General features: G+C 36.9%; 20 protein-coding genes and 1 other RNA gene. 7 read left to right on the top strand and 14 right to left on the bottom strand.

Annotated features, from left to right (window positions below; all coding sequences use genetic code 11):
• Positions 1 to 104: 104 nt before the first annotated feature.
• Positions 105 to 203: signal recognition particle sRNA small type (gene ffs / locus ACJJVW_RS12090), an RNA gene on the bottom strand.
• A gap of 84 nt (positions 204 to 287) precedes the next feature.
• Here ffs and ACJJVW_RS12085 point away from each other — a divergent pair.
• The 4 genes from ACJJVW_RS12085 (at position 288) to ACJJVW_RS12070 (ending at position 4,631) form a co-directional block, all read left to right on the top strand.
• Positions 288 to 1,349, top strand: a complete 1,062-nt coding sequence (locus ACJJVW_RS12085) for a glutaminyl-peptide cyclotransferase (RefSeq protein WP_405252142.1) — start codon at positions 288 to 290, stop codon at positions 1,347 to 1,349.
• A 91-nt stretch (positions 1,350 to 1,440) separates the two neighbouring features.
• Positions 1,441 to 2,187: a carboxypeptidase-like regulatory domain-containing protein gene (locus tag ACJJVW_RS12080; protein ID WP_405252140.1), complete on the top strand. Its 747-nt coding sequence runs from the start codon at positions 1,441 to 1,443 to the stop codon at positions 2,185 to 2,187.
• Between the two features lie 45 nt (positions 2,188 to 2,232).
• Positions 2,233 to 3,789 carry a hypothetical protein gene (locus tag ACJJVW_RS12075; protein ID WP_405252138.1) on the top strand — a complete coding sequence of 519 codons (1,557 nt, stop codon included), beginning with the start codon at positions 2,233 to 2,235 and terminating at the stop codon, positions 3,787 to 3,789.
• A 17-nt stretch (positions 3,790 to 3,806) separates the two neighbouring features.
• On the top strand, positions 3,807 to 4,631 hold the full coding sequence (locus tag ACJJVW_RS12070; RefSeq protein ID WP_405252136.1) for a M23 family metallopeptidase: 825 nt from the start codon (positions 3,807 to 3,809) through the stop codon (positions 4,629 to 4,631).
• Positions 4,632 to 4,638: 7 nt separating this feature from the next.
• On the opposite strand, the gene ACJJVW_RS12065 is transcribed toward ACJJVW_RS12070, so the two are convergent.
• The 3 genes from ACJJVW_RS12065 to smpB form a co-directional block, all read right to left on the bottom strand.
• Positions 4,639 to 7,116 (bottom strand): DUF5686 and carboxypeptidase regulatory-like domain-containing protein, encoded by a 2,478-nt coding sequence (locus ACJJVW_RS12065; RefSeq protein ID WP_405252134.1) that lies wholly within the window; start codon positions 7,114 to 7,116, stop codon positions 4,639 to 4,641.
• Positions 7,117 to 7,140: 24 nt separating this feature from the next.
• A complete protein-coding gene (locus ACJJVW_RS12060) occupies positions 7,141 to 7,875 on the bottom strand; it encodes a hypothetical protein (protein ID WP_405252132.1) in 735 nt (244 codons plus the stop codon).
• Between the two features lie 78 nt (positions 7,876 to 7,953).
• Entirely contained in the window at positions 7,954 to 8,415 is a 462-nt protein-coding gene (gene smpB / locus ACJJVW_RS12055) for an SsrA-binding protein SmpB (protein WP_013749716.1), read from the bottom strand.
• 184 nt (positions 8,416 to 8,599) lie between these two features.
• Here smpB and ACJJVW_RS12050 point away from each other — a divergent pair, with 184 nt between their 5' ends.
• Positions 8,600 to 9,352: a DUF6503 family protein gene (locus ACJJVW_RS12050; RefSeq protein WP_405252130.1), complete on the top strand. Its 753-nt coding sequence runs from the start codon at positions 8,600 to 8,602 to the stop codon at positions 9,350 to 9,352.
• Here the strand turns inward: ACJJVW_RS12050 and ACJJVW_RS12045 are convergent.
• From ACJJVW_RS12045 to ACJJVW_RS12015, 7 genes are all read right to left on the bottom strand, one after another.
• Positions 9,349 to 9,894 (bottom strand): SixA phosphatase family protein, encoded by a 546-nt coding sequence (locus tag ACJJVW_RS12045; protein WP_405252128.1) that lies wholly within the window; start codon positions 9,892 to 9,894, stop codon positions 9,349 to 9,351. The genes ACJJVW_RS12050 and ACJJVW_RS12045 overlap by 4 nt on opposite strands.
• Before the next feature lie 228 nt (positions 9,895 to 10,122).
• Positions 10,123 to 10,254: a hypothetical protein gene (locus ACJJVW_RS12040; protein WP_405225940.1), complete on the bottom strand. Its 132-nt coding sequence runs from the start codon at positions 10,252 to 10,254 to the stop codon at positions 10,123 to 10,125.
• Positions 10,255 to 10,316: 62 nt separating this feature from the next.
• Positions 10,317 to 12,335: a DUF349 domain-containing protein gene (locus tag ACJJVW_RS12035; protein ID WP_405253100.1), complete on the bottom strand. Its 2,019-nt coding sequence runs from the start codon at positions 12,333 to 12,335 to the stop codon at positions 10,317 to 10,319.
• Positions 12,336 to 12,413: 78 nt separating this feature from the next.
• Complete coding sequence (locus ACJJVW_RS12030; protein ID WP_405252126.1) at positions 12,414 to 13,202, bottom strand: shikimate dehydrogenase family protein; 789 nt, start codon at positions 13,200 to 13,202, stop codon at positions 12,414 to 12,416.
• The gene (locus ACJJVW_RS12025) at positions 13,174 to 14,196 is read right to left on the bottom strand and encodes a DUF368 domain-containing protein (protein ID WP_405252124.1); all 1,023 of its coding nucleotides are present in this window, start codon (positions 14,194 to 14,196) and stop codon (positions 13,174 to 13,176) included. The genes ACJJVW_RS12030 and ACJJVW_RS12025 overlap by 29 nt, the downstream gene beginning before the upstream one ends.
• Positions 14,186 to 15,160: a DUF368 domain-containing protein gene (locus ACJJVW_RS12020; protein ID WP_298325800.1), complete on the bottom strand. Its 975-nt coding sequence runs from the start codon at positions 15,158 to 15,160 to the stop codon at positions 14,186 to 14,188. The genes ACJJVW_RS12025 and ACJJVW_RS12020 overlap by 11 nt, the downstream gene beginning before the upstream one ends.
• A gap of 79 nt (positions 15,161 to 15,239) precedes the next feature.
• Complete coding sequence (locus tag ACJJVW_RS12015; protein WP_405252122.1) at positions 15,240 to 16,628, bottom strand: tetratricopeptide repeat protein; 1,389 nt, start codon at positions 16,626 to 16,628, stop codon at positions 15,240 to 15,242.
• A 251-nt stretch (positions 16,629 to 16,879) separates the two neighbouring features.
• Here ACJJVW_RS12015 and ACJJVW_RS12010 point away from each other — a divergent pair, with 251 nt between their 5' ends.
• Entirely contained in the window at positions 16,880 to 17,353 is a 474-nt protein-coding gene (locus ACJJVW_RS12010; protein ID WP_298325807.1) for a hypothetical protein, read from the top strand.
• Here ACJJVW_RS12010 and ACJJVW_RS12005 read toward each other — a convergent pair.
• Positions 17,340 to 18,707, bottom strand: coding sequence for a hypothetical protein (locus tag ACJJVW_RS12005; RefSeq protein WP_298325809.1), 1,368 nt, complete (start codon positions 18,705 to 18,707; stop codon positions 17,340 to 17,342). The genes ACJJVW_RS12010 and ACJJVW_RS12005 overlap by 14 nt on opposite strands.
• Positions 18,708 to 18,837: 130 nt before the next feature.
• On the opposite strand from ACJJVW_RS12005, the gene ACJJVW_RS12000 reads away from it, so the two are divergent.
• The gene (locus tag ACJJVW_RS12000; protein WP_405252120.1) at positions 18,838 to 21,375 is read left to right on the top strand and encodes a M14 family zinc carboxypeptidase; all 2,538 of its coding nucleotides are present in this window, start codon (positions 18,838 to 18,840) and stop codon (positions 21,373 to 21,375) included.
• Between the two features lie 357 nt (positions 21,376 to 21,732).
• Here ACJJVW_RS12000 and ettA read toward each other — a convergent pair whose 3' ends face one another.
• Positions 21,733 to 23,427 (bottom strand): energy-dependent translational throttle protein EttA, encoded by a 1,695-nt coding sequence (gene ettA, locus ACJJVW_RS11995; protein ID WP_108878318.1) that lies wholly within the window; start codon positions 23,425 to 23,427, stop codon positions 21,733 to 21,735.
• Between the two features lie 119 nt (positions 23,428 to 23,546).
• Complete coding sequence (locus ACJJVW_RS11990; RefSeq protein WP_405252118.1) at positions 23,547 to 23,963, bottom strand: hypothetical protein; 417 nt, start codon at positions 23,961 to 23,963, stop codon at positions 23,547 to 23,549.
• Between the last annotated feature and the right edge of the window lie 5 nt (positions 23,964 to 23,968).

Below are 23,968 nucleotides of genomic sequence, written 5' to 3'. Positions count from 1 at the left end.
GCGCTTTCGCGAAAGCGTAAAAAACAAAATCCCAAATTTCAATAGCTTATGAAATTTGGGATTCTTTATATGTAGTGTCAAATTGCTTGACTTGTGCGCACAAAAAATGGCAAGCTACCTACATCACACCGCTACGACCATCTACCCTTGCTGCGTTCCCACCCTGGGGGATTCGACAGGAGCTGGTTGTGTAGGACTTGCCGGTGCAAAGATATAGCTTCTTTGAGAAGTCGCAAGGTTTTTTTGCCCGATTTTTTGTTTTAAATTGCCTTAAAATTAAACATCACATGACAGCATACGCTAAGCACCTCATTCTATTACTTTTACCACTTCTCATCATAGGCTGTGGTGATAAAGGATCACTAGATGGAAACTTCACAATCGAGACTAGTGCCATCAAAAATTCTATAAAAAATGGTGGAGAGATTGCTATTTCGCTTAAAGCGAAAAAAAATATCGCAATAGACTCTGTCGTTTATGATCTAGATGGACAGCGCTTAGGTAGTAATAAAGACAGCGGTAAATATACCACTACGCTTACTTCGCCAAAATTAGGCGGCAGAACTTTAACCGCAACCATCTCTACTCAAGATGGAACTACAACTGCTACTCAAAAAATAAATATACTGCACACAAAAGCTCCTAAAGTATATGGTTATAAAATCATAAATAGATATCCACACCAAACAGATGCTTACACACAAGGATTAGAATTTGTAGGGGATACTCTTTATGAAAGTAATGGAAGCTATGGCGAGTCTACACTGCGAAAACTTGACTACAAGACTGGCGCAGTTCTCAAAGAAGTAAAGCTAGACAACTCTTATTTTGCAGAAGGCATGACGATCATAGGAGACAATATCTACCAACTCACATGGCAGAAAAATACAGGCTTTATTTACAACAAAGATACCTTTGAAAAGACTGGAACATTTGCTTACAATCAAAGTAAAGAAGGCTGGGGACTTACAAATGATGGTACGGTTATTTACAAGTCTGACGGAACTAGTAAAATCTGGACGCTAGACCCTTCTAACCTTTCTGAGCAATCATATATTGAGCCTACGCACAATAATGGAGTTATGTCTCAGTTAAATGAGCTTGAATTTATTGATGGTAAGATATATGCAAACACCTATCAGCGAGAATCAATAGCTATTATTGATCCAAAAACTGGTGCGTTAGAAGCTCTGATAAATCTGAAGGGACTTAATAAAGAAGTACAATCAGGCTTAGATCCAGCAAACGAAGTTCTTAATGGTATTGCTTATAAAGCAAATGAAGGTCGTCTTTTTGTTACTGGAAAACACTGGAACACCTTATTTGAAATAGAGATTGTAGAAAAATAGTCCGTTCCCTCATTCACAAAGGCAGTTCACTCATTATCACTATTGGCAAGATGCTTGATTAACTAGATTTACATCAGTTAATCAAGACATTATGAAAAAGCCTATCGCCATTACAATCCCAAAGCCATGTCATGAAGACTGGACTTCAATGACTCCTACAGAGCAAGGAAAACACTGTGCTGTATGTAGTAAAGAGGTCATTGATTTTACAGCACACACTACAACACAATTACGTGATCATATAGTGAGTGGAGATTCGATTTGTGGTCGTTTTAGAAAAGACCAGCTAGGTACTCCCCTATCATTAACTCGTCATAAAGGCCGCAGTTTTGCTCAATATGCAGCTTCTTTGTTAGTTCCTATCGCGACATTTTCGGCTGCAGAAGCAGTATCTCAAACCACAGAAGAGATTTTTATTACTGGAGACATAGCACCCGTTGAATTACCTATTAATGCGTATGATAGTTTAGGAATTGGTTCGCTTTCGCGAAAGCATAAAACTCCGAAAAAACTAATAACAATAACAGGTAAAGTGACCGACATGACTGACCCGCTTCCTGGAGTGAACATAACCGTTCATGGAACTTCAAGAGCTTATCAAACAGATTTTGAAGGAAATTATAGTCTCAAAGTGTATCCTGGAGAAACGATTAAGTATAGCTTCTTAGGTTACGAACCACGTACAATACTCGTAGGCTCACAACTTGAAATAAATGTGAATTTTAAAGATGAGGATCAAAATATGCTTTTAGGAGAAGTTCTCATACTCGATTACAAACAAATTAAGAAAGAAGAGAGAAGAGAAAAAAGGCGTCTCAAGAAAGAAAAAGGACACTAAAAACACTACACTTAATGCGTTATATTTGTTACAAACTACATTTACATGCGCAGTATATACCTACTCATCGTCCTTGCTGGAATTATAACCTTTAGCTCTTGTCGTAATGATTTTGAAACAACAGCAAGCACGGGTAATCTTGAGTTCTCTAGAGATACTATTTTTCTAGATACTGTTTTTACAAACATAGGCTCGAGCACCTATAATCTTAAAGTATATAACCGCAGTGATGAGAATATTTCAATTCCTAGTGTGCGTTTAGGACTAGGTGAATCTTCAAATTATAGACTCAACGTAGATGGAGTGCCTGGTAGAACTTTTGAAAATGTAGAGATTCTTGCAAATGATAGCATCTTTGTTTTTGTAGAAACTACTCTTGATATAAATAGCGTAGGCGATGGTTCTAATGAGTTTTTATATACAGATATTATAGAGTTTAATAGCACAGGAACAACGCAGCAAGTAGATCTTGTAACCTTGGTTAAAGATGCTATATTTCTTTTTCCAGAACGTGATGGAGCTACTGGAATAGTAGAAACACTTACCGTAAATAATGTAGAAACTTCGCTAGAAGGACGCTATCTCATGGATGATGAGCTTACTTTTACAAATGATAAGCCTTATGTGATTTATGGATATATGGCTGTAGGAGATCCTAATGGAATTGACGCTAGAACGCTCAATATAGAAGCTGGCGCACGCATACACTTTCACGCAGATAGCGGCTTACTCATTGCAGACAACGCGTCGCTACAAGTAAACGGATTATTAAGTACAGATAGCGTACTTCTTGAAAATGAAGTCATTTTTGAAAGCGATAGACTAGAACCCGTTTTTTCTAATGTTCCAGGACAATGGGGAACTATCTTACTTACAGATGGTAGTATAAACAATACCATCAATCATGCGACTATTAAAAATGCCACAGTAGGAATTCTTAATGAATCTAGTGCTAACAACTCAGCTACTCCAGGTTTAACACTTAGTAACACTCAGATCTACAATGCATCTGCTGTGGGGTTACTCAATAGATTTTCGGCTGTGGAGACTTCTAATACTGTGATTAATAACTGTGGCCAGTTTGCTATGCTTATACAACTAGGCGGTAGCTACAATTTCACGCATAGCACCTTTGCAAATTACTGGACGCAAAGTTTCAGAAATACGCCAGCAGTATTTATAGACAATACCCTACTAAGTGGGGACACTCTTTTAGTAGGCGAACTTGCTCAAGCTAATTTTACAAACTGTATTATATACGGTAATCAGGATGAGGAGCTAGGTTTTAATAAAGATGACAGCGCTCCGTTTAACTTCAAGTTTACAAATACTCAGATTCGTTTTGATGATGATTTTGGAGATTTTAATGAAAATCCGTTATTTGATTTTACAAACGTAAGTTTCTATCAAGACATTATAAGAGGTGGAGATCCAGATTTCTTTGAGCCTACAGAAAACATGCTTCAAGTAGGAGAAAACACTGCAAGCAATGGTCTCGGACTTCAAAGTGCATCAAACCAATTCCCGATAGATATTATAGGCACGAGCCGCACAAGTAATTCAGACTTTGGGGCGTATGAAAGTGTTGTGTTTCCTGAGTAATCTTAAAAGATCAAATAATGAAAAGAACAACTTTATTACTTGCCCTAATTTGCGCAGTCATGTCTACATCTGCTCAAAGTGAACAGTTTGATATAAAAGCTTATGGAGAATCCATAGCAAATGGATATGACTTTTTTGTAGATAATAATGAACCATACCCGATAAGCATCAAAATAAATTTTGACCTTACTAATTTAAAAAGTAAAGATAAAAACGGTACTGTTTATGTTATTCCAGCTCACTCAAAAAGACAACTCACTAATTCACTAGCCATAATAAATAAAGTAAAAGCCTATAAATACTCTTACAAAACCTTTTTTAATAAAGGTAATCACCATAAAACGTTATATGATGAAAATCACATATATGACCTACCATTTAAAAAAGGTGAGGAGTATCTTTTATTTCAAGGTTACAATGGGAAGCAAACGCATCAAAATGAGAATTCATTAGACTTTACCATGCCCATAGGGACATCTATCACTGCGGCGAGAGGAGGCATTGTTACTACGGTCATTGTAAATAACAATAAAACTTGTTTTAAGCCAGAATGCCAACAGTTCAATAATAAAATAACCATCTATCACGATGATGGTACATTTGCAGATTATGCACACCTAAAATTTAAAGGATCTACTCTCCAGGAAGGCACCGTAGTAAAGCAAGGAGAACTAATAGGATACAGTGGTAATGTAGGCTATAGCGATGGGCCACATCTACACTTTGTAGTTTATAGACAAGAGATACAAGATAGACATACCATCAAAACTAAATTTAAAATTGATTCAGGTGACACAGTACTATTTCTAAAAGAAAAAGAAAGTTATAAAAAAGGTTACTAAAAGAATTTTACAAACTCAACCCTATCAAAAATGCACCATCACTGCCTCCTAGTGCTCCTTGTCCATACACATAGTCAAAACGCAATAGCCTAAATTTACCCCAACCTACATTTCCTATTCCTACGGTAAACTCCCTATAAAACGAGCTTTCATTTGTGCTAAGCACGTGTGCACCTGCAATAAGATTAAAATTAAGTTTATTTACTAGCGGTATCTTTCCTAGTACCCAACCTCTAAAATTATGCTCAACATGTCCTTCTACATACCCTTGGTTTGTACTACGTTCATAATAAGGTAAGACATTAAATCGATTGAGGCGTGATGGCTCAAAAAAGAGCGAGCGATTACCATTAAAATGCTGTCTATCTATAAAGCTCACACCTTTTGCAGTGCCTAGGAAGGTCCCAGCACGCACATCATAAGACATTCTACCCTTATTACTCACATTAAACTCCTGCTGAGCGACAATACGTAGTTGGTCAAAGTTATAATCTGCTATAGAAGCTCCAAAACCTTTTTCATACACTAAGGTAAGTGATGGATATTTTTCTGAAGTAACATTGAATTTCCCACTAGGATAGCTGTAATATTTCTGTCCAAAATTTGCCGTAGCACTTAGAAGCAACTTCCCGATGGAGTGCGCTTCAAAAGCTCCATTCTCAGTATCAAAAGGATTGAGCGGATTATTACTGGTATACTCACGATCATCTTTCGGGAAGAATGTTTGATCTGTAGTGTTGAAAACAGGATTACGCTGCTCGTAAGCAATAATGGCGTTTGCCCGCAAGCCATTCACTATTTCTTGTCCATAGTATAGTTGTGCAAATTCCTTTTCGTAATATTTTGCAAAGTTCTCTTCTTGAGTTAAGGTGAGGTATGAATTTATAATAGGGCGTATAGGGTCTGCATTATTTACTTGTAAAATATCAACTCCTCCTGTAGCGCTTATAGTGGCTCTATTTGTACGATTAAAACGCCTAGTAAATCCTAATGTGTAACGCAAACGATCTTCTGAGAATCCATAGTTCGCTTTCGCGAAAGCGGAAAGAGATTTACTATAATCTTCATCACTCCAACTAGAATAAGTTGCCTGCATGGTTTCGTTCCAACCTTGAACGGTATTAAACTGAATATTCTGGATAGGTGGCGTGATTCCAAATCGCCATTTATTATAAGTATCTGTATAAGAATATCCAAAGATGGGTGAAGTAATCTTAAATCGATTGCCTCGATCATCTATAGAGTCTAGATACTTCTTTGATTTTCTTATAACCTGTATGCTATCTTTCCTTACATAATCATTTATTTCAAGTGACGTTAAAGGCACGGGACGACTGCGCTCCCAGAACACACTATCTTTTTTATTTGCCTCATCTGCAAAAGACAAAATCTCTGCTGAAAAAGAGTCTTTCGTAAACTGAGGAGCAAACTCATAATCAGAATAAGCTGCTGTAAATCTACCATCACCTTTAAGTCCTAAAAAACCAAAGCTAAAGTCTATGACTTGTGAGATTTTCACCCACTGGCTAAGAGATTCCTCATATTTGAAATTCTGCTTAAAGTTCAAATTTTCTATAAATGGAAATTGAATCGCATTTCCATCGGTTTGTAAATCGACTCCATAAAGTTGCCATGAGTCTTCTACAATATAGATAGCTCCCGAAAAAACACGATCATTTTCTCTGCGTGGTGCAACTATTATTTTATTAATGAGTTGGTCATTTTCAAAGAATGTTCCTTCAAGAGTATACTTATAATAAGAAAATGCATTGCTGGCGATAGGAGAAATAATCTGCGCATTGAGATTTAAGGTATTTTCATAGAAAGAGAAATTTGCTTCGCTCGCAGTATTAAAGCTAAAACCATTATCATTACCACTCACTTTGCTAGCTACAATCACCTCACTAAAATTATCTGGGCGCTGGTATTTAATATTTGAAATGGTCTCACTTAGATAAAAAATTCCTGTGCGTGTAGAATCTAAGCCTCCTCCCAGATCACCTACTTCTTGACCTAAAATTTTATCTGGAGCATCTTTTACCTGCCACAGACCTCTAGAGTAAAAGGCAGCAGTATATTCTCCTATATTGCGTAAATTCTTTTTTCTTGAGGCTATTGCTCTTTGTATAATGCGATCTGCGGGATTTATACCAGCTTGCACGATTACTTCATCTAGGGATGTAGAAGATTCTTCCATTACAACAGAAACTGTCATTTCTTCAGAATTTACCTCCACTTCCTTTATAACCGTTGCATAGCCTAGAAACTGAAAGGTGACATTTAATGTTTCTCCTTGATCTATTACCAGTAATTCTAGAGCGTATTGCCCATCACCATTTGTGGTAGTACCTCGGTTAGTATTTTCTATAAACACATTTACAAATGGAAGCGCCTCACCTTCTTTACTTACTACAGTACCTGTAATCTGTGCAGCTGTAACAAAGGAAAAGAGTAGTATAATAACTAACGTAAAGTATGTGCGCATGTAATTGTCTTAGAAAATGAAAAATTATGAATTACTAAAGATAAGATACTGAGCACAAAGCCATATACGAATCTGGTCTTCATTATCTTTCTTAAGTAATGCTGTGATGTTTGGGTGGTCTACTAGCTCGTTAAAAAATCGCTTAACCTCGGTATCGTCTATCTCAAACCTATCTTTTATAAAATAGGCGTGATATTCATACAGACTCTCATAGACGGCGATTTGCTTATCTATTTCTACGTAACGTTTAAGCCTTTTAGTACGGCCAGTAATAGCATTAATTATAGGGTCTACTTGTAGACTACCTCCTAATAAACTAAGCAAATGAATAGGCTTAAAATCTCCAGCTGTATGTAACCTACGCTCATTTGCAGTTGGGATTTTTTGTTCTCCCTGTACAATTCCTACGCTCTGTACTGTTATATCTGGCTGTTCCTTTATAATCACTTCATCTAGCTCATTTCTTTGTTCTTCTAATGATATAGACAGCAAAGGTTCATTTGCAAGCTGCTTGTGTATTATAACAAATTTCTCTTTGGCCGAAACATGAGATACAAGTAATACATCACCCACATCTACTTGTAGCCAGAATATTCCGTTATTATCTGTAGTGGTACTCCCCTGTGAGTTGAGATTAGTCACGTGAGCAGACTCTAGAACTTTATCTTCAAGAGTAACCTGTCCTTGCATAGACATAGGAAACTGTGCAACAACTTGGATGGTGATAAATAATAAAAGTAGAAGTAATCTTAAACGCATAGAGTAAAGTACTCTATAAAAGACGTTATAAAATTATAAATAGTTGCCTAACAAAATGTTAAACTGAGAAAATGAGTTTTAATTATTAAAAGACTTCTTGATGCGATCTAAGTTTTTCTTGTTATCTCGATCTTTTATAGTTTCTCGTTTGTCGTAGGTTTTCTTTCCTTTTGCAAGTGCAATTTCAAGCTTTGCAAATCCTTTTTCGTTTGTAAATAAACGTAGTGGTACAATAGTAAGACCTGATTTATTTACCTCACGTTCCCATTTTTTGAGTTCGCGTTTATTAAGTAATAACTTACGTTGATTCTTAGGCTGATGATTAAAATAGGTAGCATGAGAATATTCTTGCACCGTCATATTAATCACAAACATTTCTCCATGATCATTAAACTCACAAAAACTCTCTGCGATGGAGGCTTTACCTTCTCGTATTGCTTTAATCTCTGTACCCGCAAGTACGATTCCAGCAACGAGCTTATCGAGTAATTCATACTCAAAGCGCGCCCTTCTATTCTTTATGTTAACCGTATTTGACATTATAACAAATGTACAAAGTTGAAAAGAAATCTAACCTGAAATTAATCTTGAAATCAAAAAAATCATCTCTTGACTCCTAGTCTTATTTTTAACAACAAAGAGATTGTATTTTTGTAGCCTTAACACAAGCCATTGTAAGAAGTAATTATTTCTAACGACCACACCACTCAGAAAAAACCTTTATATGTTTCGATTTCTTTCGGCGATTATCTTATTATTCATTATCACAAGTTGTTCTCAAAAAACACCTACTGCACAAGAGATTGTAGATAAGGCCATAGCAGCTTCTGGTGGTGCTCAAATTGAACATGCTAGTATTCATTTCAAGTTTAGAGATTTCTACTATAGAGCCACTCGCAATGAAGGTTTACGCACCTTAGAACGTTGTACGGATGCTGAATGCCAAGTACAACAAGACGTTATAAAAGATAATGGAGAATTTGTACGCTTTCGCGAAAGCGCACCTATCCCAGTAGCAGATAGCATGAAAAATCGTTATGCAAATAGCGTTAACTCTGTTCATTACTTTTCTGTACTTCCATATGGGTTAAATGATCCAGCAGTAAGAAAAAATCTAGTGGATGAAGTTACCGTAAAAGGCGAGTCTTATTACCGTATTAAAGTAGCATTTGCACAAGAAGGTGGTGGTGAAGATTTTCAAGATGAGTACATGTACTGGATTCATAAAGAAAATTACAACGTAAATTATCTTGCTTATAATTATCAAACTTCTGAAGGTGGCACGCGTTTTAGAGAAGCTTACAATGAACGTATCATAGAAGGAATACGCTTTGTAGATTATCGCAATTACAAACCTGAAGAGCAATTTCCTGCGCTTACCACGCTTGATAATCTCTTTGAAAACAACAAACTCAATCTTTTAAGTAAGATTGAGCTTGAGAATATCACTGTAACTATCTGTCCTGATAACTGCTAGTCTACTACCGTTGAAAAATTTTTTCTATCGATTATCTCTCCCGTTTCATCATTTACAACAAGTTGTACGTGGTAAAGATGGAAATACTCAGACTCATCAATATCTTTAAAAGAGTTCTCACCTAATGCAGCATTTGCAAAATTAGGAGTGGTATTGCTATGACCTACCACTACGATATTTTTACCTGCAGTATCCATTTTAAAATCTTCTGAATATAAATCTACTGGGTTATAAGATTGTATCTCAACATTATTTGCCACAGCAGTAGGTTCTGCAGTGCGCATTGTACGTATATAGTCTGTTGAGTACACAGCATCAATATCCTTATCTGAAAAATAAGCCTTCCATCGCTCTGCTCTTTCTTCTCCTTCTATTGTCAGGTCTGGATTACGATTACTAGAATCACTCAAATCTTTTTCTGCGTGACGAATAAAGTAATAGTTTGTTGTAATCGTGTTAGAAGGTGATTCCTTCTTTTTCTGACCATCACAGCTTAAGGTTGTTGCAGTAACAACAAAGAGAAATAATAGAATGCGCATCATAATAATTTATTTTATACTCAAAGATACATTTTTGTAAGGTCTCTTATAAACAACCGACATATATAGTGTCTTGATACTTAGTTTAAGTAGCATAGATAAAATCTGCTATGAAAAAGCAAAATCCGCTTCCATAATTGGGAGCGGATTTTGTGATTTATAGGTATTGCAAGACGTTGAGTTATGCGCAAAAAAAAGACACAGCTTGCGTTGTGTCTTTTTTCATTTTCTCTACATAGAGAAATACTGTACTAGCGTATAGGAAGCTATTAAGAATGTAGAGAATATCACATATACTCCTAAAATTAAATTTCTTCCTTGCCTTGGATCTTGTAACTGTGTTGTGTGTACTTGAGTTTTCATAATGTCGATTTTTAATGATTGATTGATACTATAAAGACGACACTATACACAAAATGTTACAATTATGAATCTGATGTATCTTCAGCTTCTTCAGTTTCGGTTGTTTCTTCCTCCTCTACTTTCTGACTTTCTGTGATCGCCATTCTGAGTTTACGTAACTTAGATTTCCACATATTTAAATCTTCCTTATGACGTGCAATGTTCTTATGAACCTCTGCAACCATAGGGTTATCATCTGCCACGTGCTGGAAAAAGCCTAGGTTATTCTCTAGCTGATTAATCTCTGCTTTTACCTCATCTATCTTCTTACGAATAAAGAAACGCTCTCTCTCAATAGCTGCTTCATCGTCAACCATAATACTCATACGGTTTTCATACTTGATAAGCTCTGCTTCTTTCTTATCTATATCCAATTGCTTGAAAAGACCATCAAGAACCTTATTAAAGTCTTGATCTATATTCTTCTTTGCATAAGGAACGCGACCTATAGCTTTCCAATCTTCTATAAAATCTTTTATAGCTGCAAGATCTGCGGTGCGATCACCTGTCATCTTTGCATCCTTAATAGTTTTCATTAAAGCTTGCTTCTTTTCCAGGTTTTCTTGCTCACCAGCATTTGCTTGCTTCTTAGAATCCTTCATGCGATCAAAGAAGTGATTACACGCTTCTTTAAATTCTTTCCAGATCTTATCGCTATCCTTACGTGGTACGTGACCTACTTTTTTCCAGTCTGCTTGGATGCGTTTCATCACATCTAATGTTCCAGGAATGTCATCACTATCCTTGTGCTCTTGTGCTATTTTTACAAGTGCTTGTTTCTTTGCAAGGTTATCGTATTGCTCTTTCTTTTGAGATTTGTAAAAATCATTCTTCTTGTGGTTGAATAATTTTGTTGCTTCTTTAAAAGAAGCCCATGTTTCCTCGTTATTCTCTTTAGGGACTTTACCAGCCTTAAAGAATTCATCACGTAAGGCTTCTACTTTTTTGATTTTATCTTGCACCGTTTTGTGCGCCTTGATATCATCTTGAGCTACCTCTTTTATTTTTGCAATGATTTCATTTTTCTGTTCAAGATTTTGAACCCATACAGCCTCTACTTCCTTCTGTTTCTCATCACGTGCATCATGAATTTTCTTTGTTGCCGCGCTAAATTTGTCCCAGATCTCATCACTATACTCACGTGCAACAGGACCTATCTCCTCTTTCCACATGCGGTGTAGTAATTGTAATTCTTTAAAGGCTTTATTAATATTAGGCTCTGCTCCTAGCTCTTCTGCTCTTTCTATAAGAAGTAATTTCTTATCAAGATTTTCTTTAAAGTGCTTATCGCGGAAATCACGATTTAAGTGCAACAACTCATAAAATGCATCAATATGGAAGTAGTAATCGTTCCACACAAGATTGTAACGATCTCTTGGGATATTACCTGCATTATTCCAGCGTTCTTGGATATCCTTAAATTTATTGAACGTAGTGTTTACACTCTCTGCACCTCCTAGTTCATTGCGCAATGCCTTTACCTCTTCTATTAAGTCCTGACGTTCTCTAAGGTTTGCATTTTGATCTTTACGTTTGCGCTCATAAAACTCCTGACGCTTATTACGGTACTCGTAATACACTTCATTAAATTCCTTTTTAAGCGGAGAGAAAAATCTAAAATCAATAATATTTCCACCTTCGGCAAGAAATGCTTGTTTAGCCTCCTCTTGCGCTGCGTCAAACTGAGCATTAATCAAGGTATTAATTTCTTCTACCTGATCTTTTATATCTGTAACTCTTTCATTTTTGATGAGTAATTGTAGCTCTGCAATTAACTCCTCTTTTGAAAGAACGGTATAATCTTTTTTTGGTACTTCCTTTTTTTCTACAGGCGCCTCCTCAGTAACTGCTGTAGTTTCTGCAGGTGCAGCTTCTGTTGTGGCAGCAGCGTTTTCACTTACTTTCTCTGTAGATAGCTCAGTATCGTTAGCCTCGGCAGCGAGCGCTTCTATTTCTGCATTCATCGTGCGATCTGCGGCAGGAGCCGTTTCTTCTAGATGCTCTTCAATACTTGGATCTTGGGGTTTCTTCTCTTCAGACATTTCTTTCAATGTTAGGGTTCTATTTGAATATAGGTAAATATACTATTTAGCTGGCACATATGGGCATAATGTAGCTTTCTAGCTGTTCCATATTGACCATGAGGCCTCTGCTTGCAATTCTAGCATGCGTAAACCATTAATTATGGTCGCTCCTTGCTCGCCTGCATATCGTAAAAAAGAAGACTCTGCCGGATTATAAATCAAGTCAAATGCAACATGTGTTTCATTTAAAAATAAATATGGAATATCTGGAGATTCCTCTACATCCGGATAGGTGCCTAGCGGAGTTGTATTCACTATAAAAGTCTGGCTCTCGATGAGTTCTCTATCTAAATCTTCGTAGGTTATTGTTGATTCTTTACGCTTTCGCGAAACAAAAACACATTGAACACCTAGCTGTTTCATTGCATAGTGGACCGCCTTTGATGCTCCTCCTGTTCCTAAAATAAGGCATTTTAAATCTCTACTTTTAAAGCTCGGCGTGCCAAAATCTACAAAAAGAGAGTCTCCAAAATGCTCCAATAACGTATCTCTAAAACCGATAAAGTCAGTATTGTAGCCAGTTAACGTTCCGTCGCTTTCAACTTTTATGGTGTTTACAGCTCCAATAGCTTCGGCATCTACATTAAGATTATCCACCAGTGGTATTACATCCTGTTTGTATGGGATGGTTACATTATATCCTTTCGCGTAAGCGGGAGAAAAAAGATCTTTTAAAGCCTCTTTCTCGGGAACATCAAAATTCACATATGTAGCCGCTATCTCAAGCTTATCAAACTTATTTTTAAAATACCCTCTAGAAAATGAGTACCCTATATCTTTTCCTATTAGTCCGTATTTATCCACGACCTCTTGTTCTTGTTCCATATTTACCTAATGCCACGACCATAAAAATGCCGGTGAGAATAAAAAATACCGCGAGCACATTTTCCATATTAATATCTGTAGGCATGTAGCGATCGTAATTATCTAATATGGGGCTGCCGTTTCTATCTATCGCTATCTCTCCTATTTCATTTCTTTTAAAAACTTCTAGTTTCCAGGGCCAAACAACGCCAAGAGAACCTATAATAAAGCCTAGAATTGCAGCATTAGTCGCCCATCTAAATTTCTTAAGCAAGTAACTTAAAAAGTGAGATAAAGTCACTAGACCTGTAAGTGAGCCTAGCGAAAAAACGATAAGTACCGTAAGTAAGCGCATGTGCTCTGGATCATCAATGAATGAAAAATCACCTCCAAAAACGCTAGTCATCGTCACAAATAGTGCATTTACGGCATCTACAAGAAGTAGCACATAATTACCTAGAAGTATAAGAATAAATGAGCCTGAGAGTCCTGGCAATGTCATACCAGAAACGCCAATAATCCCACATATAAATACAAAAAACAGGTTGTCATTTTCTTGAGCTGGCTCCATAAGGCTTATAGCAACTCCAAATATAATTCCCGCAACAAGCATCATGATGTTACGCCTAGTCCACTCTTCAAAATCCTTTGCGATGTAGTAAATAGAACCTATAATCATCCCAAAAAAAGCACTCCAAACGAGTAAAGGATAGTTGCGAATGGCGATATCTAATAATAGCGATACGCTAAAATAGCTAATGAGCATACCTAGTATGAGCAGTCCTAAGAACTTCCCATTTATATACCTCCAGAAACTATTGAACCTACCACTAAAAAGCAATTTTAATGCTTTACCATTAACTTTTTGAAGTGAGTAAATAAACTCTTCATAAAAACCTGCTACATATGCGACTACACCTCCAGAAACTCCAGGCACCTTATTTGCGGCACCCATAGCCAGCCCTTTAAGGACTAGCCAGACTTTATCAGAAAGTGATCTAGTCTCAGTCTGCATATACGTTTTTTTTAACCGCAGCTCTTTCTAGTAGTAAGATTAGTGCAAAACCAATTACGGCAAATACAACCGCATACAGCACCTGAGGATCACCATCAAAAGAAGATGGTAAAATACTTACAGCCTCTACAGGAACCTCTTCTCCGTGTCTATCTATTCGAGTAGATAGCACTTCCTTCCAAGGCCATATTTTATTGAGCGAACCAATCATAAAGCCAGTAAGTACAGCTAGCGTGATTTGCTTTTTGTGCTCAAACATCCATTTGAGCACTTTTGAAAATAACTTGAGCCCAACAATACAGCCCATTCCAAAAAGAAAAATTTTAAATATTGCAGTTCGTAGTAGTGCCCAATCCTTTGCTAACAAAGCATCTTGAGCATCTGTAATGGTTCCTAGCACCATTCCATACGAACCTAACAGCACTAATATAAATGAACCAGAAACTCCAGGAAGTATCATTGCTATAATAGCAATGCAGCCAGAAAGGAAATAAAACCACCATACGTTTGGCGCTTCAGATGGTGCGGCAATGGTTATGAAGTAAGCTACAGCTACTCCTAGAATTAGTGCTACAATTACTGTGGGATTCCACTTCGTGATTTGTTTACCTATGTATAAAATACTAGCGAGTACTAAGCCAAAAAAGAATGACCATACCATTATAGGGTACACTTCTAATAAATATTTAAAAACGCGTGCTAGTGATAAGATACTGATGGCAACACCAAGAAAAAGGCTTCCTAGGAATTTAAGATTATACTGCTCGATAGCTGCTTTGATTCCTTCTTTCTTCCACACTTTAAGAACACCAAAATCCAACTTATCAATCGTTTCAATAAGTTCTTGATAGATTCCAGATATAAATGCGATGGTTCCTCCAGATACTCCTGGAACAACATCTGCCGCTCCCATGGCCATACCTTTTAGTATTACAAATAAATAGGAAGCTGATGGTTTCGGCATAGGGTTCGTTTTTCGAGTCAAGCTAAAATACTAGCTTTCACAATAAGCACCTACATTTAATCAAGATTTTAGAATAGTATTAACCTAAGTACTGCTGTACTAGCTCAAGCACTTCTTTTTTACTTGCAGCATAAGGGAATAGTTCGCCTAAGATAATAGAGAATTCCGGTTCTATCTTTAAACCGTTAATTAAAAAATAACGTCCTTGGATATCATTACCATTACTATAGTTAAGACCTGCAAGTCTAAAAGCAATCTCTGCGCTTTCTGGATAAAACTCCATTGCTTGGGTGAGATTTGTAATGGAGGCATCTGGCTCTCCTAATTGCACAAGAATATCACTTCTCTGTAACCATGTCTCAAGCTCGTAGTTACCAAGTTCTAAGGTACGACGATATCCTTCCTCTGCCGCTTCAAGAAACTTAAGTTTATGATTTATGGTAGCATAGCGTTTCCAGTACAACACATTATCGCTATCAATATTTATTGCCTTATTTATAAAAAACAATGCCTTTTGATAATCTAATCTCTTTTGATAAAAGTCTGTAATTGCCATCCACCCATTATCTAGTAATGGATCTTCATGTACACAACGTTCAAAGTGCTTTATCGCAAGCTCATCGCTTCCTAGCTTATCATAACATTTACCCATACGTAGTAATGCAAATGATGTAGGATCTTCTAGTTCTAGTGTAATTTGATAATTTTCGAGCGCTTCATTATAACGCCCTAGCTTTTCTAATACTTTTCCTTTTTCAAGATAAGCACCTACAAAACGATCATCACTGATGATTGCAAACTCATAGGACGACAATGCCTTCTCATAGCTCTTAAGTCCAAAGTATTGCTTCCCTATTTGATGCCACGCTACTTCACAATACGGATTATTATCTAAAAATATATTTAGATAATCAATCGCTCCTTCGTGCTCTTCTAGAAAATCAAAACAATAAATCACATTATATAATGCGCTGTAATCTTGATCATCTACTTCAAGGCACTTCATGAAATTAAGCTTTGCATTCTGGAAGTCTTCTAGAAATAAATATTCCATCCCTATCAGGGAGTATACATCTGCAGGGTCGTCAGTAAGGTCTATAGCTTGTTCAAGCAGATGGATTGCCTTCTCATGGTCATCCTGCTTACTATAAATATTTGCTTTTTGAATATAAACCTCCTCGTTATGAGGGTCTAGCAAGTGCAGCTCTGTAAGAATAGCATCTGCTTTATCAAATTTATTTTCAAAAATGAACAGTTCGGCTTTAAAGAGTCTCAAATTTGAAGACGTAGGATGCTGGTCTAGACCTAGCTTAACTGCTTTTCGCGCAAGCGCAATCTTACCACTTTCAATATAATGATTTGCAATATCCTCAAACTCCTCAGCATCAAAGAATATCACATCATTAGTCTTTAACATAGACTCAAAGCGCGTAAGCGATATACTATTTCCTTCTTGTCCAAAATCCATAAACGACATTTTTGAATTACACTTTATATAAATGTAATAATACTTATGAGTACTGTTGAAAAACTAAGACTTAGTTGTCAACATAGTAATGAACAGCCAATAACCGAGCCAAATACAATAAGTGACAAAATGTATGTCACAACGCTGAAAATCAATTATTAATATAGAATACTACTACTAGCTAACCATATTATGGTTAATGTTTTAAAATCAGTAATTTTCAATATTACAAATAACGAGCATTATCAATCATGAGAAAATTACGTTACAAAGAGACGCAGCCATTTTATCTAATTGCGATTATATGCGCAATATCTATTGCTTTTATGGCCTTGTTCATAATCGAGCAATGGATTGATAATGATACCGTTCCCTATACGCTAATTGCTTGCTGTTTTCTTTTTATTGTCATCCTCTTATTATTTTACAAGCTAGAGATTAGCATTACAAATCAGTATGCTATTGCTAGTTTTGGGGTAGGGCTGCTTTATAAAAAGATCGCTATTAATGACCTAGATATCACCACAGCGAGAGGTGTAAAGACACCTTGGTATTGGGGCATAGGTATCAGGTTTACTCCTGAGGGAACTTTATATAATACTCATACTGGAGGCAATCTCCATATTAAAACCAAAAATAAAATGAATGAGTTTTTTGTAAGCACTAGCAATGCTCCATCAATCATAACCGCTCTAAGAGAAGCTCAAAACGCTAGTAATACTTAGACTTTCCTAAGTAAGCTTTTATAATTTCGTTCCACTCTTTACTTATGCGAGCTGCGGTTGTGTATGGAATTTTATACAACGCCTCATAATCTGTATATCCAGTTTTGAGAAGTTCTTCTAGATAAAACCATGTAGCATTCACGTCACCTTCCCTTGCACTTAAGGATATTGATTGAATAAATGCATCCTGATTATTCGGATTTACAAGTGATCTCAATACGTTTGCAAATAACAATTGCTCAATCTTAGTATCCTTACGCTGTAATATTTTATACTGCAATTCAACCTCAGATTGTACAAATCTCTTCAAACGCATAGCCGACTTGCGTTTTATCATTGCATTATCTGTACTGTCTATTTGTATATCAAGTTCATCCATCTGGTAACTCCACCACCCTAAGTTATTAAAGTAACTATTACTCATATCCTCTCGGATATTATATTGAAACTCCTCTGCCATGAGATCTTCTCCGTAGCTGAACATAGCATATATATCGCGATCTGATCTATAATTCTTAAGTCGCTTGATGTTATCCAAAAGCTCTTTTTGCTCGTCGATGTCAAGGCGCTTTTTATATTTGTCTTTAAGCGTGGATACAAAATCATAAGCATCTAGACCTTCTTGCTTTCGGTACATTGTTTTACCGAAAGCAATATCACTATTATAATACGATTGAAGTTTCTCATCACTTGTAGTTTCATCTATCAAAATAGCAGTCAGCGCTTCTGCGATGTAGCCTGCACTAGGCCAGACTACACCATCATAAGTGTGATAACTTACGAGATTCTTTCTCAGTCCATAATTACGACTATAAGACCTCAACTTGTAATATTGACTACCTTCATCTGGAGATAGCAATGCTATTTTAAGATTCTCATTACTACGAAGACTTTTTTTATCTAAAAATGCATTCCCCATTGCGATGACTCCATAAATAGATGTATCGGCTTGTGCTTGTGATGTAACAATAAGACCATCCCTCCCGTATCCAGATAAGATAATTTTATCCTCATTAACAGCATACGTTTGAGATAGCTTTTCTATAAATTCTTTACTTTGATCAATAGCTACAGAAAGGGTATCATTTAACCTGTAGTTAGGACTAGCCACAATACTCTCAGTTAAGCCTGCACCTATAGAAAACTGCTGTACAGCACTAGCTCCTCGCCCTAGTTCATCATAAATCACAACTACAGGATACGTAGCTGTTTCCGTATAATTTGCTGGTAAAAACAAAGAATAATCATTTGTTGCATTATCAAAAGTTACCTGTGGGATAACTACCCCTTTTATAGGTGTTGATTGTGCAACTGCAAGTGATGAAATAAACAAGAATATGTAAAAGTATCGCATAGCGTTTTTTTGATGAGTCTAGCAGGTATCAAAAACCGTGCACAAATAAAGGTAGCACAAAAACAATATTTTTCAGGCACCGATTGTGCAAAATTTATTTCTGTATTTTTAAGGAATTAAACCAATCCAAATGAAATACAAAATTCTAGTTATAAGTGTTTTAGTATTCGCTTTCGCGAAAGCGTTATCACCTCAACTACACGCACAAGAGTACTTTACAGGAAAGTACGCACCTTTTGACGCTGCAATCCCGTCTCCAGCACAATATCTTGGTTATGAAATAGGTGAGCAACACACGCGCCACGATCAAATAGTCTCCTATTTTGAAAAACTAGCCGAATTATCGCCTAGAGTAACCATAAGCGAGTACGGAAGAACCCATGAAAATCGCAAACTTGTGATGCTTACCGTAACAAGCATAAATAATCAAGAAAAATTACCTGCCCTAAAAAAACAACACCTCGCCTTTGTAGATACCAAGCAAGGTGCGACTAATTATGATGATATTCCCGTTTTTATACAGCTAGGTTATAATGTGCATGGTAATGAGCCATCCAGCTCTGAAGCGGCATTACTTACCGCATACACGCTCGTTGCATCACAGCATCCAGAAATCGAAAAATATAGAAATAACAGTATCATATTTATAGATCCTACCATAAATCCAGATGGTCGTGATCGCCATACACAGTGGGCAAATAGCTATAAAGGTACTCCGCTGGTTTCTGATAATATAGACGCAGAGCATACCGAGATGTGGCCCCGAGGACGTACTAACCACTACTGGTTTGACTTAAACCGTGACTGGCTCCTTGCGATAAATCCAGAAAGCCGTGGTAAACTAGATTGGTATCACGAGTGGTACCCTAATGTAGTTACAGATTTTCATGAGATGGGAACAAACAGTAGTCACTTTTTTGAGCCTATGTTACCCATAGGCAGCAAAGACCCAATAATGCCTAAAGAAAATTATGAAGACCTCAACAATCTTTTTGCTCCTTACTTTTCAAGTGCGCTTGATGAGATAGGTAGTTTTTATTTTACAAAGGAATCTTTTGACGGCACCTACCCTGGTTATGGATCGTCATATCCAGATCTTCAGGGAGCACTGGCACTTCTTTTTGAACAAGCAAGTAGTCGCGGGCATCTTCAAGACACAGATTTTGGAACTATAAGTTTCCCTTTTACAATTAGAAATCAGTACACCTCTGGGATGGCAACTGTTAAGGCTGCAGTAGAGAATAAAGGAACCTTGCGCAAATACCAGCAAGATTTTTTCAAGTCCGCTTTCGCGAAAGCAAAAACAGATCAAGCAGCCGCTTATGAATTTGGAGATCCTTATGACGCAAATAGAACCAAGGCTTTTATAGATAAGCTACTCAAGCATCGCATTAAGTTATATGATAAAGGTGATGGCCGTTATGTAGTGCCTACACAACAAGCACAAAAAAGAATGGTGCAGTCCTTCTTTGAAACCTATAAAACATACAGAGACAGTGTATATTATGATGCAAGCGCATGGTCTGTGGGTAATTTCTATAATATGCGCTACAAAGGATTGTCTAGCACACCGAACTTAGGCAGTGAAGTTACGTCTACAGATAATCTCACTCAAGTTCAAGCGGTAAACAAAACTGAATATGCATACCTCATCGATTATGATGATTATAATGCGCCTGCTTTACTTGCCTATTTACAGCGCGAAGGTCTAACGGTGGCGACGGCGTTCAAACCTTTTACTGCAAAAACAACAAGTGGTAATCATGACTTCAACTACGGAACACTAATGCTGCCTGTAAGTCGTCAAGACAAAACAACAGAAGAAGTGTATCGTATTATTACATCTGGACAACAGCAATTCCAAGTTCCTATCTATGCGGCAAATACTGGCTTTAGCATCAAAGGAATTGACTTAGGTAGTCAGAATTTTCAAAAAGTGGATACTCCAAAAGCGCTTATGATTATAGGAGATGGGACAAGCTCGTACGAAGCTGGTGAGATATGGCACTTACTTGATACACGTGTCCACATGCCTATTACAAAAGTGATGAGTAATAACCTTAACAGAGTAGATTTAAGTAAGTACAACACAGTAGTAATGGTTTCTGGAAGCTACGGGGATTTATCAAAGCGATTTCAAGAAAATCTAACCTCATGGGTTTCACAAGGAAACACATTGATTACTTCTGGAACAGCTAGCAGCTGGGCTATCAAATCAAAAATAGCTACAGGAAAACTCACTAAAGAAGCTAAAAAAGATTCTACAAAAACTATCGAGCGCAAGCCTTATGTAAACCAAAGACCTAATCGCGGGAAAGAGCGCTTAGGTGGAGCTATTTTTGAAGTAGACCTAGACCTTACCCACCCACTAGCGTTTGGATACAGATATGACAAGCTACCTGTATATAAAAATAACAATGTCTGGTTACAACCTAGCAAGAACGAGTACAACACTGTTGCTCAATATTCGGCAACGCCACATATAGACGGTTATATTTCTGAGAAGAATCTCAATGACTTTATGAAAAAGAGCGCATCTATTGTAGTCTCTCCTAAAGGACGAGGACGCATAGTGATGTTTGCAGATAATCCTAACTTTAGAGGAAGCTGGTATGGAACAAATAAGCTATTCTTAAACGCAATCTTTTTTGGGAGTCTCATTGATTAATTGCTAGCGCAACGTTTATAAATGAGATGTGTTTTTTGTGCTTTCGCGAAAGCGTGATGTTAAAAATCACAATAAGCTGCTACAAGAAACGTTTAGTTAAGATTACTCTTACAGAAAATTAATATTCTCAAACGCAACCTTTTACATAGATTTGCATCTATAGTTTATAACTAACATTATCCCAAGATGCAAGTAGAAATAAAAAACAAACCTATTCTCATTGTTTCAGTAATCGTTCTCTCATTATGTGCGTTATTTTTCTTCTTTCTATAAGAACTTAAAGTAACCACCTAATTAAAATAAAAAAGCCCAATACTCATTCGAGTATTGGGCTTTTTTGTTGCTAACTGTGAGTACTTATGATCTCACTAGTTTTTTATACTTGATACGCTTAGGCATTAAATCTCCACCTAATCTCTTCTTCTTATTCTCTTCATACTCAGAGAATCCTCCTTCAAAGAAATACACTTGGCTATCTCCCTCAAAAGCAAGAATATGTGTACAGATACGATCTAAGAACCAACGGTCGTGACTAATTACTACGGCACAACCTGCAAAGTTTTCTAGTCCTTCTTCAAGCGCTCTTAATGTGTTTACATCAAGGTCGTTTGTAGGCTCATCCAGTAACAGTACGTTTCCTTCTTCTCTTAGTGTCATTGCAAGGTGTAAGCGGTTACGCTCACCTCCAGAAAGTGTTGCTACTTTCTTATTTTGCTCACTTCCTGAGAAGTTAAATCTACTTAAATACGCTCTAGAATTTACTTCCTTCCCTCCCATCATGACAAGCTCTTGCTCGTCTGAGAAGTTTTGCCAGATGGTTTTATCTGGATCTATATTACTGTGACTCTGATCTACATATGCAATTTGAGCAGTCTCTCCTACCGTAAAGTTTCCTTTATCTGGAGCTTCCTCACCCATGATCATTTTAAAGATAGTAGTCTTACCAGCTCCGTTAGGTCCTATCACCCCTACGATACCAGCTTGTGGTAAATTGAAGTTTAAATCTTCATACAGTAATTTATCACCAAAGGCTTTACTCACCCCCGATGCCTCAATTACATTCGTACCAAGACGTGGTCCGTTAGGGATGTAGATTTCTACTTTTTCATCTACTTGCTTCTGGTCTTGACTCATCATTTTGTCATAGTTCTGTAGACGCGCTTTTTGTTTAGTCTGGCGACCTTTTGCTCCTTGACGTACCCAGTCAAGCTCACGCTCTAAAGTTTTTTGACGTTTTGAAGCTGTTTTACTTTCTTGTGCCATACGCTTAGACTTCTGATCTAACCAAGAAGAGTAATTCCCTTTCCAAGGAATTCCTTCTCCTCTATCTAGCTCAAGAATCCATCCTGCTACGTTATCAAGGAAGTAACGGTCGTGCGTTACAGCAATTACTGTTCCTTTGTATTGCGCTAAGTGATGCTCTAACCAGTGCACAGACTCTGCATCAAGGTGGTTAGTAGGCTCATCCAGTAACAATACATCTGGTTCTTGTAATAACAATCTACATAAAGCAACACGACGCTTCTCTCCACCAGAAAGTACACCCACTTTTTGATCTGCTGGAGGCGTACGTAGTGCATCCATTGCGATCTCTAGTTTAGTGTCTAGCTCCCATGCTCCACGTGCATCTATCTCATCTTGTAAGACAGCCTGGCGTGCCATAAGCTTATCCATCTTATCGGCATCAGAATATACTTCTTCTAGGCCAAAAGAGTCGTTAATCTTATTGTACTCATCAAGAATAGCAACCGTTTCGGCAGCTCCTTCTTTTACAATTTCAAGTACTGTTTTTTCTGGATCAAGTTGAGGCTCTTGCTCAAGGTATCCTACAGAAAATTCTTTATCTGAAGTTACGTCTCCTTGAAAGTTGGTATCTAATCCTGCGATGATTTTCATCAAGGTAGATTTACCCGAACCGTTAAGGCCTAAAATTCCAATTTTAGCTCCATAAAAAAAGCTTAAATATATCTTCTTAAGTACTGGTGTTTGTGCGCCTGGAAAGGTTTTTGTAACCCCAGACATTGTAAATATTATTTTTTTATCGTCGCTCATAGTTTGGCTTTAGGCTAGTTGTTTTTGAATATGATTACGCTTTCGCGAAAACGGATTGCTTATCATATTCTTCATTATTATAATAACACGCTATTATGCAAAGGTAATTAGTTACTTAATTATCCCTTAGCATTAATTGGAATATTATGCTGTGTTAATTGTCTGAGCATTTCTGGGATATCAGCAGGCTCTAAGTACAAGTTCTTTATTTTCTTATTCTTCAATCTTAAAATCAGAGATCTATGTCCCGTAAAAGCTGTTTTATCTTGAACGTAAGCAATCTCTGAAAGGTCAATCTCTTTCTGCCATGAATTGCGAAAAATACTTAAAAGACTAAGCACTAAAAGTAGGCCACCTAACAATCCTGTTATAATAGTGAGAATATCAACATCAGTAATATTGAAGCTTTTGTAAGCATATAATAAAAGAAACAGCGAAGTAGATAAAGTACTAAAGAGCAATAATTTATCCATGTGCTTATCGTTAATGGATATGCTTTCTTCTTTGAGTTTTATATTTTCTAATGTATTTGCCATAAGTC

Origin of the sequence: Dokdonia sp. Asnod3-C12 (genome assembly GCF_045063975.1) — a bacterium.
Taxonomy (GTDB): Bacteria; Bacteroidota; Bacteroidia; order Flavobacteriales; family Flavobacteriaceae; genus Dokdonia.
The sequence above is the reverse complement of the archived record's forward strand: the minus strand, read 5'-3'. Positions and strand labels throughout refer to the sequence as shown.